13 protein-coding genes are annotated in these 16,281 nt (G+C 69.2%); 4 read left to right on the plus strand and 9 right to left on the minus strand.

Annotated features, from left to right (window positions below):
- The first annotated feature begins 15 nt into the window (after positions 1–15).
- Both A9977_RS33970 and A9977_RS33975 read left to right on the plus strand, forming a co-directional pair.
- Positions 16–1,020: an amino acid ABC transporter permease gene (locus A9977_RS33970; RefSeq protein ID WP_183029322.1), complete on the plus strand. Its 1,005-nt coding sequence runs from the start codon at positions 16–18 to the stop codon at positions 1,018–1,020.
- Entirely contained in the window at positions 1,017–2,090 is a 1,074-nt protein-coding gene (locus tag A9977_RS33975) for an amino acid ABC transporter permease (RefSeq protein WP_183029323.1), read from the plus strand. The genes A9977_RS33970 and A9977_RS33975 overlap by 4 nt, the downstream gene beginning before the upstream one ends.
- Here A9977_RS33975 and A9977_RS33980 read toward each other — a convergent pair.
- Entirely contained in the window at positions 2,087–4,693 is a 2,607-nt protein-coding gene (locus A9977_RS33980; RefSeq protein ID WP_183029324.1) for a [protein-PII] uridylyltransferase, read from the minus strand. The two genes, A9977_RS33975 and A9977_RS33980, sit on opposite strands and share 4 nt — an antisense overlap.
- Positions 4,694–4,712: 19 nt before the next feature.
- Entirely contained in the window at positions 4,713–5,537 is an 825-nt protein-coding gene (gene map, locus A9977_RS33985) for a type I methionyl aminopeptidase (RefSeq protein WP_183029325.1), read from the minus strand.
- 176 nt (positions 5,538–5,713) lie between these two features.
- Between map and purL the strand changes: the two genes are divergently transcribed.
- Positions 5,714–9,724, plus strand: coding sequence for a phosphoribosylformylglycinamidine synthase (gene purL / locus A9977_RS33990; RefSeq protein WP_183029326.1), 4,011 nt, complete (start codon positions 5,714–5,716; stop codon positions 9,722–9,724).
- Positions 9,725–9,799: 75 nt separating this feature from the next.
- A complete protein-coding gene (gene ygiD / locus A9977_RS33995) occupies positions 9,800–10,702 on the plus strand; it encodes a 4,5-DOPA dioxygenase extradiol (protein ID WP_183029327.1) in 903 nt (300 codons plus the stop codon).
- 9 nt (positions 10,703–10,711) lie between these two features.
- Here the strand turns inward: ygiD and A9977_RS34000 are convergent, their stop codons facing one another.
- The 7 genes from A9977_RS34000 to A9977_RS34030 all read right to left on the minus strand — a co-directional run bounded on the left by A9977_RS34000 (position 10,712) and on the right by A9977_RS34030 (position 16,002).
- Positions 10,712–11,164: a hypothetical protein gene (locus A9977_RS34000; protein WP_183029328.1), complete on the minus strand. Its 453-nt coding sequence runs from the start codon at positions 11,162–11,164 to the stop codon at positions 10,712–10,714.
- Between the two features lie 68 nt (positions 11,165–11,232).
- The gene (locus A9977_RS34005; RefSeq protein WP_183029329.1) at positions 11,233–12,018 is read right to left on the minus strand and encodes a peptidylprolyl isomerase; all 786 of its coding nucleotides are present in this window, start codon (positions 12,016–12,018) and stop codon (positions 11,233–11,235) included.
- A 111-nt stretch (positions 12,019–12,129) separates the two neighbouring features.
- A complete protein-coding gene (locus A9977_RS34010; protein ID WP_183029330.1) occupies positions 12,130–12,393 on the minus strand; it encodes a BolA family protein in 264 nt (87 codons plus the stop codon).
- The gene (locus A9977_RS34015; protein WP_183029331.1) at positions 12,390–12,932 is read right to left on the minus strand and encodes a septation protein A; all 543 of its coding nucleotides are present in this window, start codon (positions 12,930–12,932) and stop codon (positions 12,390–12,392) included. Before A9977_RS34015 ends, A9977_RS34010 begins: the two co-directional genes overlap by 4 nt.
- A 16-nt stretch (positions 12,933–12,948) precedes the next feature.
- Positions 12,949–13,377, minus strand: coding sequence for a peptide-methionine (R)-S-oxide reductase MsrB (msrB, locus tag A9977_RS34020; protein WP_183029332.1), 429 nt, complete (start codon positions 13,375–13,377; stop codon positions 12,949–12,951).
- Positions 13,374–14,855 carry a YdiU family protein gene (locus A9977_RS34025; protein WP_183029333.1) on the minus strand — a complete coding sequence of 494 codons (1,482 nt, stop codon included), beginning with the start codon at positions 14,853–14,855 and terminating at the stop codon, positions 13,374–13,376. The genes msrB and A9977_RS34025 overlap by 4 nt, the downstream gene beginning before the upstream one ends.
- Before the next feature lie 52 nt (positions 14,856–14,907).
- Positions 14,908–16,002, minus strand: coding sequence for an AraC family transcriptional regulator (locus tag A9977_RS34030; RefSeq protein WP_183029334.1), 1,095 nt, complete (start codon positions 16,000–16,002; stop codon positions 14,908–14,910).
- Positions 16,003–16,281 lie beyond the last annotated feature (279 nt).

Raw genomic sequence — 16,281 nt, forward strand, 5'->3', positions numbered from 1 at the left:
TCGGGCAGTGACCAGATGAGCGACTTTGTGCCGGCATCGCGCCGCGCCGTCTGGCGCGGGCGCGCCTTGCAGGTCCTGCTGATTGCCGCGGTGGCGGGCGGCGCCTTCTGGCTCGTGCACCATGCGCTCGAGACCCTGCGCGCGCGCGGCGTGCGCTCGGGCTTCGACTTCCTGCTGCAGTCGGCGGGCTTCGAGATCTCCGAAGGCTGGCTGGATTTCGACTCGGGCCAGCCCTTCTGGCGCGCCTTCCTCGCGGGCCTGATCAACACCGTGCGCGCCGCGGTGCCGGCCGCGCTGATCGCCGTGGCCTTCGGCACGCTGCTGGGCATCGGCCGGCTGGCGCCGCACGCGCTGCTGCGCGGGCTGTGCGGGGTCTACGTCGACACCGTGCGCAACGTGCCGCTGCTGGTGCAGATGCTGATGCTGTACTTCGCGCTGACCCAACTGCTGCCGGACTCGATGGAAGCGATCGAATTGCTGCCGGGCGTCTGGCTCAGCAAGGGCGGGCTCGCGCTGCCCTGGCCGCTGCGCGAGCCGGGCGCGTTCTGGCCCAGCGGGCTCGACTGGCCCGAGCAGGGCGGCTTCAACGTCACGGGCGGCGCCGCGCTGAGCCCCGAGTACCTGGCGGTGGTGGGCGCGCTGGCGCTCTACACCGCGGCCTTCGTGGCCGAGATCGTGCGCGCGGGGATCGCCTCGGTGTCGTCGGGCCAGAAGCTCGCGGCGCAGGCGCTGGGCCTGTCGTCCGGCCAGCAGCTGCGCATCGTGGTGCTGCCGCAGGCGCTGCGCGTGATCGTTCCTTCGCTGACCAACCAGCTGCTGAGCCTGACCAAGAACTCCTCGCTGGCGGTGGCGGTCGGCTACCCGGAGCTGGTGTCGGTCGCCAACACCTCGCTCAACGCCACCGGCCGCGCCTTCGAGTGCATCGCGGTCGTGATGCTGGTCTACCTGCTGCTGTCGCTGACCATCTCGGCCGCGATGAACTTCTACAACGCGCGCGTCGCCTTGCGGGGCTGGCAATGAGCACGGCGCCGCCGCCATTGGCCAGCGCCTCGAGGCGCTGGACCGCCGAGCTGTTCGGCTCGCCCTGGCGCGCGCTGGCCTCGGTGCTGCTGCTGCTCGCCATCGGCTGGGCCGCCATGCACGCCTTCGACTGGGCCGTGCTGCATGCGGTGTTCCGGGCCGACGCCGAGGCCTGCCGCGCGGTGCGCCATGGCGCCTGCTGGGGCGTGGTGGCCGAGAAGTGGCGGCCGATGCTGTTCGGCCGCTACCCCTACGAGGCGCAGTGGCGGCCGGCCGTGGCCGTCGTCGTGCTGTCGGCGGTCACGCTGCTGAGCGCCTGGCCGCGCAGCTGGCGCTGGTGGCTGCTGCCGCTGTGGGTGGTGGCGCTGGCGCTGTTCGTTCTGCTGATGCGCGGCGGCGTGGCCGGCCTGGCCTACGTGCCGACCAACCGTTGGGGCGGCCTGCCGCTGACCATCGGGCTGGCGGTGGTCGGGCTGGCGATGGCCTTCCCGCTGGCGCTGCTGCTCGCGCTCGGGCGCCGCTCGCAATGGCCGGCGGCGCGCGCGCTGTGCGCCACCTACATCGAGCTGGTGCGCGGCGTGCCGCTGATCTCGGTGCTGTTCATGGCTTCCTTCCTGCTGCCGCTGCTGTGGCCCGCGGGCTGGCAGCCCGATGTGCTGGTGCGCGTGCTCGCGGGCCTGTCGCTGTTCGTCGCGGCCTACCTGGCCGAGATCATCCGCGGCGGCCTGCAGGCCGTGCCGCGCGGCCAGACCGATGCCGCGGTGGCGCTGGGCTTCGGCCGCTGGCCGGTGCAGCGCGACATCGTGCTGCCGCAGGCGTTGCGGCTGGTGGTGCCGGCCCTCACCAACAACGTGGTGGGCACGCTCAAGGACACCTCGCTGGTCACCGTGGTCGGCCTGTTCGAACTCACCGGCGCGTTGGGCCTGGCGCTGGGCGGCGACCCGACCTGGCGGCCCTTCTACCTCGAGGGCTACCTGTTCCTGGCGCTGGTGTATTGGGTGATGTGCTTCGGCCTGTCGCGCTACAGCGCCTGGCTGGAGCGGCGGCTGGGCGCGGGCAACCGGGCCTAAGCCGACAGGGCCTCGACCAGCTCGGTCTCGATCGCGAGTTGCGCACGCTGCCCCTGCAGCTCGGGCCCGCTGAGCAGGAAGGTGTCTTCCACCCGTTCGCCCAGGGTCGTGACCTTGGCCAGCTGCAGGTTCAACTGGTGCCGCGCCAGCACCCGCGCCACCGAGTAGAGCAAGCCCGCGCGGTCGCTGGCCGAGATGCTCAGCAGCCAGCGCTGGGCCTTGTCGTCGGGGATCAGGCTGATGCGCGGCTGGATCGGGAAGCTGCGCACGCGGCGCGACACCCGGCCCATGCTCGGCGCCGGCAGCGGGCCGGCCTCGGCCAGCGTCTTGGTCAGGCCGGTCTCGACCATGCTGATCAGGTCGCGGTAGTGCTCGGGCGCATACGCGGTGACGATCTGGAAGGTGTCGAGCGCGTAGCCGTTGGTGGCGGTGTGGATCTTGGCGTCGAGAATGCTGAATGACGATTGATCGAAGTAGCCGCAGATGCGCGCGAACAGGTCGCGCTGGTCGGGCGTGTAGACCACCACCTGCAGGCCTTCGCCCACCGGCGACAGCCGGGCGCGCACGATCGGCGGCGCCTTCGGGTCGACCGGCACGCCCTTGTGCGGCACGTGGCGCGACAGCTGTTTGGTGTGCCAGGCGATCTCCGAGGCGTCGTGGCGCATGAAGTAGCCCACGTCCAGCGTCTCCCACAAGCCCTTGTGCACCTCGAAGGGCATGGCGTGCAGCGCCAGCTGCACCAGCGCCTCGCGCTTGCGGGCCTCGATCTCGGCGTCGGGGTCGGGCAGGTGGCCGCCCAGCGCGCGCGAGGTGGCGCGGTAGAGGTCCTCGAGCAGCTTGCCCTTCCAGGCGTTCCAGACGCGCGGCGAGGTGCCGCGGATGTCGGCGATGGTCAGCAGGTACAGCGCGGTCAGGTAGCGCTCGCTGCCCACGCGCTTGGCGAAGGCAGCGATCACCTCGGGGTCGCTCAGGTCCTGCTTCTGCGCCACCGTGCTCATGGTCAGGTGCTCGGTGACCAGGAACTCGATCAGCTTGCTGTCTTCTCGGCTCACCGCATGCAGCCGGCAGAAGCGCTGCACGTCGCGCGCGCCCAGCGTCGAGTGGTCGCCGCCGCGGCCCTTGGCGATGTCGTGGAACAGCGCCGCCACGTAGAGCATCCAGGGCTTGTCCCAGCCGGCCGCGAGCTGCGAGCAGAAGGGGTACTCGTGCGCGTGCTCGGCGATGAAGAAGCGCCGCACGTTGCGCAGCACCATCAGGATGTGCTGGTCGACCGTGTAGACGTGGAACAGATCGTGCTGCATCTGGCCCACGATGTCGCGGAAGGGGCGCAGGTAGCGGCCCAGCACCGAGGTCTGGTTCATCAGCCGGAAGGCGTGCGTGATGCCGCGCGGCTGCTGCAGGATCCGCATGAAGGTGGCCTGGTTCGCCGGGTCGTTGCGGAACTTGGCGTCCATCACCGAGCGCGCGTTGTAGAGCGCACGCAGCGTGCGGGCCGACAGGCCCTTCACGCCGATGGTCTTCTGGTAGAGCAGGAAGGTCTCGAGCACCGCGTGCGGATGCCTGAGGTACAGGTCGTCGCTCGCCACCTCGATCATCCCGGCCTTCTCGAAGAAGCGCTCGTTGATCGGGGTCGGCTCCTCGGCCTGGGGCTTGAGCCGCTCGCCGATGTTGAGCAGCAGGATCTGGCTCAGCTGCGTGACCGCCTTGGCGGCCCAGTAGTAGCGCCGCATCAGCGCCTCGCTGGCCTTGCGTTGCGACAGGCCCTCGTAGCCGAAGGTGGCGGCCACGGCCGTCTGCAGGTCGAACACCAGCCGGTCCTCGCGCCGGTTGGCCGTGACGTGCAGGCGCGCGCGGATCAGGCTCAGCAGCGCCTCGTTGCGCTTGATCTGCTGCACCTCGAAGGCGGTGGCCAGGCCGTTCTTCGCCAGGTCTTCCCAGCGCTTGCCGAAGCCCGCGGCCTTGGTCATCCAGAGGATGGTCTGCAGGTCGCGCAGGCCGCCCGGCGATTCCTTGCAGTTGGGTTCGAGGGCGTAGGGCGTGTCGTCGAACTTCTGGTGGCGGTGCCGCATCTCCTGCGACTTGGCGGCGAAGAAGGCCTGCGGGTCGATGGCGGCGCAGAAGCGCTTGCGGAAGGCCGCGTAGAGCTTCTTGTCGCCTATGATCAGGCGCGATTCGAGCAGCGAGGTCTGGACCGTGACGTCCTTGGCCGCCTCGTCCAGGCATTCCTCCAGCGTGCGCACGCTGGAGCCGATCTCCAGTCCCGCGTCCCAGCAGCGGCCGATGAAGGCCTCGAGCCGCGCGGGCTCGATGTTCGAGGCGTGCACTTCCGGCAGCAGCAGCAGCACGTCGACGTCGGAGTAGGGGAACAGCTCGCCGCGGCCGAAGCCGCCGACCGCGACCAGCGCCAGCGCGTTGCCGAAGCCGGCGTCGTTCCAGAGCGTGGTCAGGGCCTCGTCGGCAAGGGCCGAGAACTGGCGCAGCGTGGCGTGGACGCTGCGCGTGGGCGCGTGGCCGTGGCGCAGCGTGTCGAACAGCGCGAGCTTCTGCGCGCGATGGGCCTCGCGCAAGGACGCCACGTCGACCGTGTTGGCGACTTCGATCACGTGCGCGTCTCCCCGTGGATCAGGTGGCCGTCGCGGTGACGAAGGACGGCAGCGGCGGGCTGCCCGCCGACAGCGTCAGCACCTCGTAGCCGGTTTCGGTGACCAGCACGCTGTGCTCCCACTGGGCCGACAGCGAATGGTCGCGCGTGACGATGGTCCAGCCGTCGTACTGGCCGCCCTTGGCGTCTTCCTTGATGTCGCGCTTGCCGGCGTTGATCATCGGCTCGATGGTGAAGATCATGCCGGGCTTGAGCTCTTCCATGGTGCCCGGGCGCCCGTAGTGCAGCACCTGCGGCTCCTCGTGGAACTTCTGGCCCACGCCGTGGCCGCAGAACTCGCGCACCACCGAGTAGCCCTGGGCTTCGGCGTATTTCTGGATCGCGTGGCCCACGTCGCCCAGGTGCGCGCCGGGGCGCACCTGCAGGATGCCGTGCCACATCGCCTCGTAGGTCACCGAACACAGCCGCTTGGCCGCGATCGAAGCCTCGCCGACCACGAACATCCGGCTGTTGTCGCCGAACCAGCCGTCCTTGATGACAGTGACATCGATGTTCATGATGTCGCCCTTCTTCAAAGGCTTGTCGTTCGGGATGCCGTGGCACACCACATGGTTGACCGAGGTGCACAGCGACTTGGGGAAGGGCACCGAACTGGCGCCCAGGTAGCCCACCGTGGCCGAGGTGGTGCCCTGCTTGACCATGTACTCCGAGGCGAGCCGGTCGATGTCGTTCGTGGTGATGCCGGGCTTGATGAACGGGGTGAGGTAGTCCAGCACCTCCGAGGTCAGGCGGCCGACTGCGCGCATGGCCGCAATGCCTGCCGCGTCGTGATAGGTAATGCTCATCAACCAATTATCCCATCCGCCATCGTGGCAGGCGGGCGCTTGGGCGGATGCCCTCTCGCCGGTGCCCTAAAATCCCGGGTTTCCACGGAGGGCCCCAGTCAGCGGCCCTCCAGCGCGTTTTCTTCTTTTTCTTCCATCACAACCAGCCCAGCCGGCCCCCGCCAGCCCTTCCGACCGTGACGCAGCCATCCCACACCGCCCCACCCGCCGTGACCGTGTTCGAGGGCGGCAGCGCGCTCAGTGACTTCCGCGCGCGCCAGCTGCTGCCCCGGCTGCAGGCCATCGAGCCGAAGATCGAGGCCATCGCGGCCCGCTTCGTCCACCTGGTCGTGACCGACGCCGCCCCCGACACCGCCGCGCGCGAGCGCTTCGCGGCCCTGTTGAGCTACGGCGAACCCTTCGCGGCGCTGAAGAACGCCACCGAGCTGGTGGTCACGCCCCGCCTGGGCACCGTGTCGCCCTGGGCCTCCAAGGCCACCGACATCGCCCACAACTGCGGCCTGGCGCTGCGCCGCGTCGAGCGCGTGGTGCAGTACCACCTGGGCCTGAAGTCGCCGCTGATCGGCAAGGCGCCGGTGCTCGAAGGCGAGAAGCTGCTGGCCGTGGCTGGCCTGCTGCACGACCGCATGACCGAATCGGTGCTGCCCGCGCTCGACGGCGCCGCGGCGCTGTTTGCAGAGCTCGATGCACAGCCGATGGTGCAGGTCGACGTGCTGGGCGGCGGCCGCTCGGCATTGGTCTCGGCCAACACCACCTTCGGCCTGGCGCTGGCCGAGGACGAGATCGACTACCTGGTCGCGGCCTTCACCAAGCTGGGCCGCAACCCCAGCGACGTCGAACTGATGATGTTCGCGCAGGCCAACAGCGAGCACTGCCGCCACAAGATCTTCAACGCCGACTTCGTGATCGACGGCCAGCCGCAGCCGATCAGCCTGTTCGGCATGATCCGCCACACCGAGAAGCAGAACCCGCAGCACACCGTGGTGGCCTATGCCGACAACGCGTCGATCATGGAAGGCCAGCAGATCGAGCGCTTCGTGGCCCGTGCCGACGCGAACGGCGCGCGCTACGACAAGGAAAGCGCGTTGAGCCACGTGCTGATGAAGGTCGAGACCCACAACCACCCGACCGCCATCTCGCCCTTCCCCGGTGCCTCGACCGGCGCCGGCGGCGAGATCCGCGACGAGGGCGCGACCGGCCGCGGCTCCAAGCCCAAGGCCGGCCTGACCGGTTTCACCGTCTCCAAGCTCTGGCCCGAAGCGGGCCACTACGGCAAGCCCGCGCACATCGCGAGCCCGCTGCAGATCATGACCGAGGGCCCGCTGGGCGGCGCCGCCTTCAACAACGAATTCGGCCGGCCCAACCTGCTGGGCTACTTCCGCGAGTACGAGCAGGCCATCGAGAGCGATGCCGACACCGTGCAGCGCGGCTACCACAAGCCCATCATGATCGCGGGCGGCCTGGGCAGCATCGACGCCACGCAGACGAAGAAGATCCTGTTCCCCGCAGGCTCGCTGCTGATCCAGCTGGGCGGCCCCGGCATGCGCATCGGCATGGGCGGCAGCGCCGCCAGCTCGATGGCCACCGGCGCCAACGCGGCCGAGCTCGACTTCGACTCGGTGCAGCGCGGCAACCCCGAGATCGAACGCCGTGCGCAGGAGGTCATCAACCACTGCTGGCAGCAGGGCGCGGCCAACCCGATCCTGGCGATCCACGACGTGGGCGCGGGCGGCCTGAGCAATGCCTTCCCCGAGCTCACCAACGACGCCGGCCGTGGCGCGCGCTTCGACTTGCGCGCGGTGCCGCTCGAGGAGTCGGGCATGGCGCCCAAGGAAATCTGGTGCAACGAGAGCCAGGAGCGCTACGTGCTGGCCATCGCGCCCGAGTCGCTCGAACAGTTCAAGGCCTTCTGCGAGCGCGAGCGCTGCCCCTTCTCGGTGGTGGGCGTGGCGACCGAAGAGCGCCAACTGCTGGTGGCCGATGAAGGCGCGGATGCGCAACCGGTCGACATGCCGATGGACGTGCTGCTGGGCAAGCCGCCCAAGATGCTGCGCGACGTGAAGACCGTCGCGCGCAAGTTCAAGCCGCTCGACCTGACCGGCGTGTCGCTGCAGAAGGCGGCCATCGACGTGCTCTCGCACCCGACCGTGGCCTCCAAGCGCTTCCTGATCACCATCGGCGACCGCACCGTGGGCGGCCTGAGCCACCGCGACCAGATGGTCGGCCCCTGGCAGGTGCCGGTGGCCGATTGCGCGGTCACGCTGGCCGACTACAGCGGCTTCGCGGGCGAGGCCATGAGCATGGGCGAGCGCACGCCGCTGGCCGCGCTCGACGCGCCGGCCTCGGGCCGCATGGCGGTGGCCGAGGCCATCACCAACCTGCTGGCCGCGCCGATCGAACTCTCGCGCGTCAAGCTCTCGGCCAACTGGATGGCTGCCTGCGGCGAAGCCGGCGAGGACGCCGCGCTCTACGAGACCGTGAAGGCGGTCGGCCTCGAGCTGTGCCCGGCGCTGGGCATCTCGATCCCGGTGGGCAAGGATTCGCTGTCGATGCGCACCCAGTGGTCGGACGGCGCCGAGAAGAAGAAGGTCAGCTCGCCGGTGAGCCTGATCGTGACCGCCTTCGCCACGCTGGCCGACGTGCGGGGCACGCTCACGCCGCAATTGAACCGCGACGAGGCCGACACCACGCTGGTGCTGATCGACCTGGGCCGCGGCCAGCATCGCATGGCCGGCAGCATCCTGGCGCAGACCCTGGGCCAGAGCGGCGACACCGTGCCCGACCTCGACCATCCCGAAGACCTGGTGAACCTGGTCAAGGCGGTGAACGCACTGCGCGCCGAGGGCAGGATCCTCGCGCTGCACGACCGCAGCGACGGCGGCTTGTTCGCCGCCGCCTGCGAGATGGCCTTCGCGGGCCAGGTCGGCGTGGCGCTCAACGTCGACATGCTGGTCACCGAAGGCGACGGCATCTCCGACAGCCGCATGGAAACCGGCGATGCCAAGAACTGGGCCCAGCAGGTCAGCGCGTGGCGCGAGGAGCTCACGCTCAAGGCGCTGTTCAGCGAGGAGCTGGGCATGGTGCTGCAGGTGCGCACCGAAGAGCGCAACGCGGTGATGCAGCTGCTGCGCGCCCACGGCCTGAGCACCCACAGCCACTTCGTCGGCAAGACCCGTCCCGAGGCCTCGGCGCTGGACGTGGGCAAGGGCAAGATCGAAGTCTGGCGCGATGCCAAATCGGTGTTCAGCGCCACCCTGCACGACCTGCACCAGGTCTGGGACTCGGTCAGCTGGAAGATCGCGCGCGAGCGCGACAACCCGGCCTGCGCCGACGCCGAGCATGCCGCAGCCGGCGAGCCCTCGAACCCGGGCCTGCACGTGTTCCTGCCGAACGCACAGCCGGCCGCGCCGGCCATCCTGCAGTCGCGCCCGAAGGTCGCGATCCTGCGCGAGCAGGGCGTCAACTCGCATGTGGAGATGGCCTATGCCTTCAACGAGGCCGGCTTCGAATCCTTCGACGTCCACATGACCGACCTGCAGACCGGCCGCGCCGACCTCGCCGACTTCAAGGGCGTGGTCGCCTGCGGCGGCTTCAGCTACGGCGACACGCTGGGCGCGGGCATCGGCTGGGCACGCAGCATCACCTTCAACCCGCGCCTGTCCGACCAGTTCCAGGCCTTCTTCGGCCGCGCCGACACCTTCGGCCTGGGCGTTTGCAACGGTTGCCAGATGTTTGCCGAACTGGCCGACATCATCCCCGGCGCCGAAGCCTGGCCGCGCTTCACCACCAACCAGAGCGAGCGTTTCGAGGCCCGCCTGGCGATGGTCGAGGTGCTGGAATCGCCCAGCATCTTCTTCGGTGGCCTGGCCGGCAGCCGCCTGCCGATCGCGGTGGCGCACGGCGAGGGCTATGCCAACTTCAAGCACCGCGGCGACGCCACGAAGGCCATCGCGGCCATGCGCTACGTCGACAACCACGGCCAGCCCACCGAGCAGTACCCGTTCAACCCGAACGGCAGCGCGGGCGGCCTGACCTCGGTCACGACGGCGGACGGCCGCTTCACCGCGGTCATGCCGCATCCGGAGCGCGTGTTCCGCAACATCCAGATGAGCTGGACCTCGGAAGACAAGAGCGGGCTCAGCCCGTGGATGCAGATCTGGCGCAATGCGCGCAAGTGGGTGGGCTGACCCCGCGCCAGGCTTCCGTCGATTCGTGTGCGCTGGCGCACAGCGTCCTCCCACGGCCCCTCCGATGATCGCGCGATGCTGAATCGCCGTGACTTCGTGGGTGCCCTGGGCGCCGTCCTTCCGCTGGCCGACGCGCTGGCGGCCGAGCCCCTGCGGGCGCTGAAGAAATCGCCGCGCATGCCGGTGCTGTTCCTCGGCCATGGCAGCCCGATGAACGCGATCGGCGACAACGCCTACCGGCGCAGCTGGCAGGCGCTGGGGGCCGAGTTCGGCCGCAAGTACCCGACGCCGCAACTGATCCTCTGCGTCTCGGCCCACTGGCTCACGCAGGGCGGCTGGTTCCTCACCGCGATGGCGAAGCCCAAGACCCTCCACGACTTCGGCGGCTTCCCGCAGGAGCTGTTCGACCAGCAGTTCCCGGCGCCCGGTGCGCCGGCCGCCGCCGCGGAGATCGCGCAGGCCGTGCGCCAGCCGCTGAGCGGCGCGGCGCTGGGGCTGGATCGCGAGGAATGGGGCTTCGACCACGGCACCTGGTCGGTGCTCAAGCCGATGTTCCCGCAGGCGCAGATCCCGGTGGTGCAACTGAGCATGGACTACGGCCGCCCGCCGGCCGAGCACGCGATGCTGGGCCGGCAGCTCAAGGCCTTGCGCGAGCGCGGCGTGCTGATCGTGGGCAGCGGCAACCTGGTGCACAACCTGCGCGTGACGCGCCGCGGCACGGCACCGGACCAGGCGTACGACTGGGCCCATGCCTTCGACCGCATCGTGGCCGACCAGCTGGAGAAGGGCGAGCTCGCCGCGCTGCCGCGCTTCCAGTCGCTGGGCGCCGTGGCGCAGCAGGCGCATCCGACGCACGAGCACTACCTGCCGCTGCTCTATGCGGCCGGTGCCGTCGATGCCGGCAAGGAAGCACCGCGCTTCTTCAACGCCGACTTCCAGTCGGCCTCCATCTCGATGCGTTCGGTCGTCTGGGGCTGAGCGCGGCGCTCAGCAATAGCGCTGCAGCAGCGGGCGGGCCATGCGGGGATCGGTGGCCTGTTTCGGGTCCCAGGACCACATCGACAGCGTGCCCATGATCGCGGTGCGCTCGACGCCGCCGTTCTGCGCATAGAGCCGGCTCTGCACGTTCTGGGCGCGGCGGCCGCGGCAGTCGATGGCCACCAGGTAGGCCAGCGAGCGGTAGCTGCCCAGCAGGCCGGCGTCGCGTTCCTTCTCCATGTCGACCAGCACCAGCACGGCCGGGTAGGCGCGGTCGTCGTCGGTGTTGTGGTTCTGGACTTCCACCAGCCCGCGGCGATCGACATAGATGCCGCGCACCTCGTTGCCGAACTGCATGCCTTCGAGCGCTTGCCAGCGCTCCGGTGCGGGCTGGGCGCCGGCGGAAGCGTTCAGCAGCGCCCAAAGCGCCACGCCGGCCAGGCGGAAAATGGAAGTTCTCATGGGGCCCCGCGGATCGAAAAAAAGAAAAGGCGGCACGAGGCCGCCTTTTACACGAGCTCAGCCGTCGATCACTCGATCTTGGCTTTGGCGCGCAGTTCTTCCTGGTACTTCTGCAGGCGTTGCTGCTGCAGCTGCTGCGTGATCTGCGGCTTGACTTCGTCGATCTTGGGCAGCTCGGCCTGGCGGATGTCGTCGACGCGGATGATGTGGTAGCCGAACTGCGACTTGATCGGGGCCGGCGTGGTCTCGCCCTTGCCCAGCTTGATCATGGCTTCCGAGAACTCGGGCACGAAGCTCGCGGGGTTGGCCCAGTCGAGGTCGCCGCCGTTGGCACCCGATCCCGGGTCCTTGCTCTGCTTCTTGGCGATGTCCTCGAACTTCGCGCCCTTCTTCAGGTCGGCGATGATCTTCTTGGCTTCGTCCTCGGTTTCCACCAGGATGTGGCGCGCCTTGTATTCCTTGCCGCCGTTGGCCGCCACGAACTTGTCGTACTCGGCCTGCACGTCGGCGTCGGTCACCGGATGGGTCTTGCGGTAGTTGTCGAACAGCGCACGGATCAGGATGGCCTGGCGGGCGAGTTCGAGCTGGGCGCGGTAGTCGTCGCTGGCGTCCAGGCTCTGCTTCTGGGCTTCCTGCATGAACACTTCACGCGCGATGACTTCCTCGCGCAGCTGCGGTTCCATTTCCGGCGTCACCGGGCGGCCGGCGGCGGCCAGCTGCTGGGCGAGCACTTCCATGCGGGCCTTGGGCACGGCTTTGCCGTTGACGATCGCCACGTTTTGCGCAAACGCGCCAACGGAAGCTGCGCTCAGCACGAGGGCTGCTGCCAGGGTCTTCAGGGTAGGTTGTTTCATGGGATGGTCCTTAGGACTCGCAGGGTGAGATCGCGCAGAGCGCAGTGGTGAAAGGGGGTGTCTCGTGCCGCCGTAGGAGAGGGCGGTCCGCGAAGAAGGAAATCGTGCGGCTCAGAGCGTTTCGATGGCGATGGCGTGAACGCCTTCGGCGATGAAAAAGTGCAGCGCATCATACACAAGCCGATGCCGCGCCACGCGGGGCTTTCCGGCGAATTCGGGGCTGGCGATGCGGACCCTGAAATGGGTGCCGTAGCCCTCGGCGCCGGCGCCTGCATGGCCCGCGTGCGCGGCGCTTTCATCGATCACTTCGAGCGTCGTGGGCTGCAGCTTTTCGCGCAGCACCGCGTCCAGTTGGGCGGCGGTGTAGAGCGTCATGCGGCGGGCGTGTCTTCGGACTTCAGGTGGGGCGCGATGTAGAGGCCCTGCGCGATCAGGAACACCACCGGGAAGGCATAGCCCCAGAGCTTGAAGTTGACCCAGGCCTCGGTGCTGAAGTAGAGCGCGACGTAGCCGTTGATGACGGCCATGAACAGGCAGTAGGCGATCCACGCGACGTTGAGGTGGGTCCAGATGCGGTGCGGCAGCTGCAGCTGCGCGCCCAGCATGGCCTGCAGGACGTTCTTGCGGAAGCCCCACAGCGCCACGGCCAGCGCGATCGCCATCGCGCCGTACAGCACGGTCGGCTTCCACTTGATGAAGCGGTCGTCGTGCAGCACCAACGTGAGCGTGCCGAACAGCAGGATCAGCACCAGCGTGGCCTTCTGCATGGTCTGCAGCTTGCGTTCGATGGCGTAGGTGATGAGCATCTGCAGCACGGTGGCGCCCATCAGCACCGCGGTCGCGACATAGATGTCGGCCAGCTTGTAGGCGCCGAAGAACAGCAGGATGGGGAAGAAGTCGAGGATCAGTTTCATGCGGGGCGGGGAGGCGTCAGTCCTTGCGGGGTTCGAAATCCAGCGACGCCGAATTCATGCAGTAGCGTAACCCGGTCGGCGTGGGGCCGTCCGGGAACACGTGGCCGAGGTGGGCGCCGCACTGGGTGCAGACGTTCTCGGTGCGCACCATGCCGTGCGAGCGATCGACGATGTTGGTGATGGCGCCGGGCACGGCTTCTTCCGAGAAGCTGGGCCAGCCGCAGCCGGCGTCGAACTTGGTCGCGGCCTCGAACAGCTTGGCGCCGCAGCACACGCAGTGGTAGGTGCCGTCCTCCCAGTGGGCTTCGTACTTGCCGGTGAAGGGGCGCTCGGTCGCGGCATGGCGCGTGACCTCGAAGGCGGCGCGCTCGGCGCCCTTCTCGGCCAGCAGCGCCTTCCATTCGGCATCGGTCTTCTGGATCTTGGGGGTGGAAGAGGAGGTCATGAGGAGCAGCTGATTTCGATCGTGGAGGCCCAGTCGGGCGGGAAACCGGCATGGGCGTCGTGGCCGGCGTGTTCTTCAAATGGGGTTTCGAGCAGTTTCAGCAAGGTGGCGACGCCCGAGAAGTCCTTGGATGCGGCCGCTTCGATCGCCTGCTGGCCCAGGTGGTTCCGCAGCACGAACTTCGGGTTGACCGCGCGCATCGCCGCGCCGGCCGCGGCCGAGGGCAGGCCGCCATGCCGTGGCGTGAAGGTGGCCAGCCAGGCGTCGATGCCCGCGGGGTCGATGAACAGGTCGCGCACCGGCTGCAGGTCGCCCGTGGCCACGGCCTCGGACAGCCGGCGCCAGAAGATCGTCCAGTCGGTCCGCTCGGCCGCCAGCACGCGCAGCACGCCGTCGACCAGCGGCCGGTCGGCCTCGCCGGCATCGGAAAGACCCAGCTTGGCGCCCATGCGGGCGTCGAATTCGCGCGGAAAGACCGTCTTGTACGACGCGAGCGCGGCGATCGCCAGTTCCTGGTCGCCGATCAGCGGCAGCAGCGCCTGGGCCAGGCAGAACAGGTTCCAGTAGGCCACGTTGGGCTGCTGGTTGAAGGCGTAGCGGCCCTGGGTGTCGCTGTGGTTGCAGATGTGGGCCGGGTCGAAGCCGTCGAGGAACTGGAACGGGCCGTAGTCGATGGTGAGCCCGAGGATGCTCATGTTGTCGGTGTTCATCACGCCGTGGCAGAAGCCCACCGCCTGCCAACGGGCCAGCAGCGCGGCGGTGCGCTCGCTCACGGCTTCGAGGAAGGCTGCGTAGGCGTTGCCGCCGAAACGCTCGGTGTGGCGGCAGGCCGGGTAGTGGCGGTCGATCACGTGGTCGGCCAGCGCGCGCAGCTCGTCGATGCGATCGGCGGCCGCGAAATGCTCGAAATGGCCGAAGCGGATGAAGCTGGGCGCGACCCGCGCCACCACCGCGGCGGTCTCCAGCGTTTCGCGGCGCACGGGTTGGTCGGAGCCGGTCACGCTGAGCGCGCGGGTGGTCGGGATGCCCAGGCCGTGCATGGCTTCGCTGCAGAGGAATTCGCGGATGCTCGAGCGCAGCACGGCGCGGCCGTCGCCGCCGCGCGAGTAGGGCGTGCGCCCGGCGCCCTTGAGCTGGATCTCCAGGCCGCCCTCGGTCTCGCCGATCGCGATCGCGCGGCCGTCGCCCAGCTGGCCGGCCCAGACGCCGAACTGGTGGCCGCTGTAGACCGTGGCATAGGGCTGGGTGCCGGCGATCGGCAGGCTGCCGGTCAGGGCCGCGAGGGTGCTGTCCGACTGCCGCCAGTCGGCGGGCAGGCCGAGCATGCGCGCCACCGCATCGCTGTGGCCGACCCAGTAGGGCGCGGGCAGCGGGGTGGGGCGCAGGGCGGTGAAAAAGGCGGGGCCCAGGGTGGTGAAGCCGGGTTTCCAGCGCAATCCCAGGTCGGCAAGGTCGAGGTCTTCGGCAAGCAGGCTCATGCCCGGATTGTCCGGCAGAGCGTGAAACCCCAGGCGCCGACCGGTCAGCGGCTCAATGGCTCAGCGAAGGCGTGTGCCAGATCCGCGCCCGGTACTGGGCGGGCGGCAGGCCGAACCAGCGCTTGCAGGCTCGGAAGAAGTTGCTGCTGTCGACGAAGCCCAGCAGGTCGGCCACGTCGGTCAGCGTGTGGCGGTCTTCGGCCAGGTACTGCTGCGCGAGTTCGCGGCGCGTGCGGTCGAGCAGCGACTGGTAGGACACCGATTCCTCCTGCAGCCGGCGCTGCAGCGTGCGCTCGGCCAGCCCCAGGCCGGCGGCCACGTCCTGGCGGCGCGGCTCGCCCTGCTGCAGCCGGCGCGCGATCTCGGCGCACACCAGGGTGCTGGTGGTGGTCTGGCCCAGCAGGCTCAGCTGGTCGTCGAGCAGGTTTTCCTGCATCTGGCCCAGCGCCGGATGGTGGGTGGGCAGCGGCATGGTCATGTCGGATTCCGACAGCAGCATGCGGTTGGCGACCGCGTTGAAGCCGACCTCGCAGCCGAAGGCCTCGCGGTGCAGCCGGTCGCTGGGCGGTGTGGGGTAGACGAATTCCATGGCCAGCGGCTGCAATTCGCGCCGCGTGAGCCACTGGCACTGCATCAGCGTGGTCAGCAGCGCGTACTCGACCCGCTGGCGCGGGATGGGCAGGCTGCCGCCGTTGTGCGACATCACCAGCCAGCAGCCGCGCGTGTCGGACTGCAGCGAGAAGGCGGTGGCGTCGGAGATCACCGCCATGTAGCGGGCCAGCCGCGCCAGCGCCGCGCCCAGGTCGGGGCTGCAGGCCATCGCATGGCCGACCGTGCCCAGCTTGCTGTGGGTGGCGGCGAGGTCGCGGTGCAGGCCCAGCGTGGTCTTGCCGGCGCGCGCCAGCGCGAGCTGCCACAGCACGGTGATCTCGTCGACCGGGATGCGGGCGTTCTGGCGCAGCAGCGAGTCGGGCTCGAAACCCGCATCGCGCAGCAGCGAGGGCACGTCCAGCCCCTCGGCTTCGAACATCGACAGCACGCCCTCGAGCCAGGCGGCCGAGCTGGTGCGCAGTTCCGGCTGTTGCGCGCAGCCGGGCCGGCGCGGCGGCCGACGCGGATGGCGAGAGATTTGGGCTCCTGAAGTCATTGCTTTGGCTCGCTTGCGATAGCGGGGAAAACGGCGACCGTTCCTAGAATTTTCACGGGTTCGATGGCTTCGCAGTATGGGTCACCGGACACCAATCCAGAAATTCCGATTAACCCGGTGTGGATACAACAAGAATGAACGAGACAAAAAAGACAACGGCGGGCGCACGCGCGCTCGCTTCGAGCCTGGCGGCGACGGCCTGCCTGGTCCTGGCCGCCTGCGGCGGTTCTGGCGGCTCGTCGCAGGCCTCCCTCCCACCCGACGCAAGGGGGAGTCCGG

The sequence above is a fragment of the Variovorax sp. UMC13 genome (genome assembly GCF_014170375.1).
Classification (GTDB): domain Bacteria; phylum Pseudomonadota; class Gammaproteobacteria; order Burkholderiales; family Burkholderiaceae_C; genus Variovorax.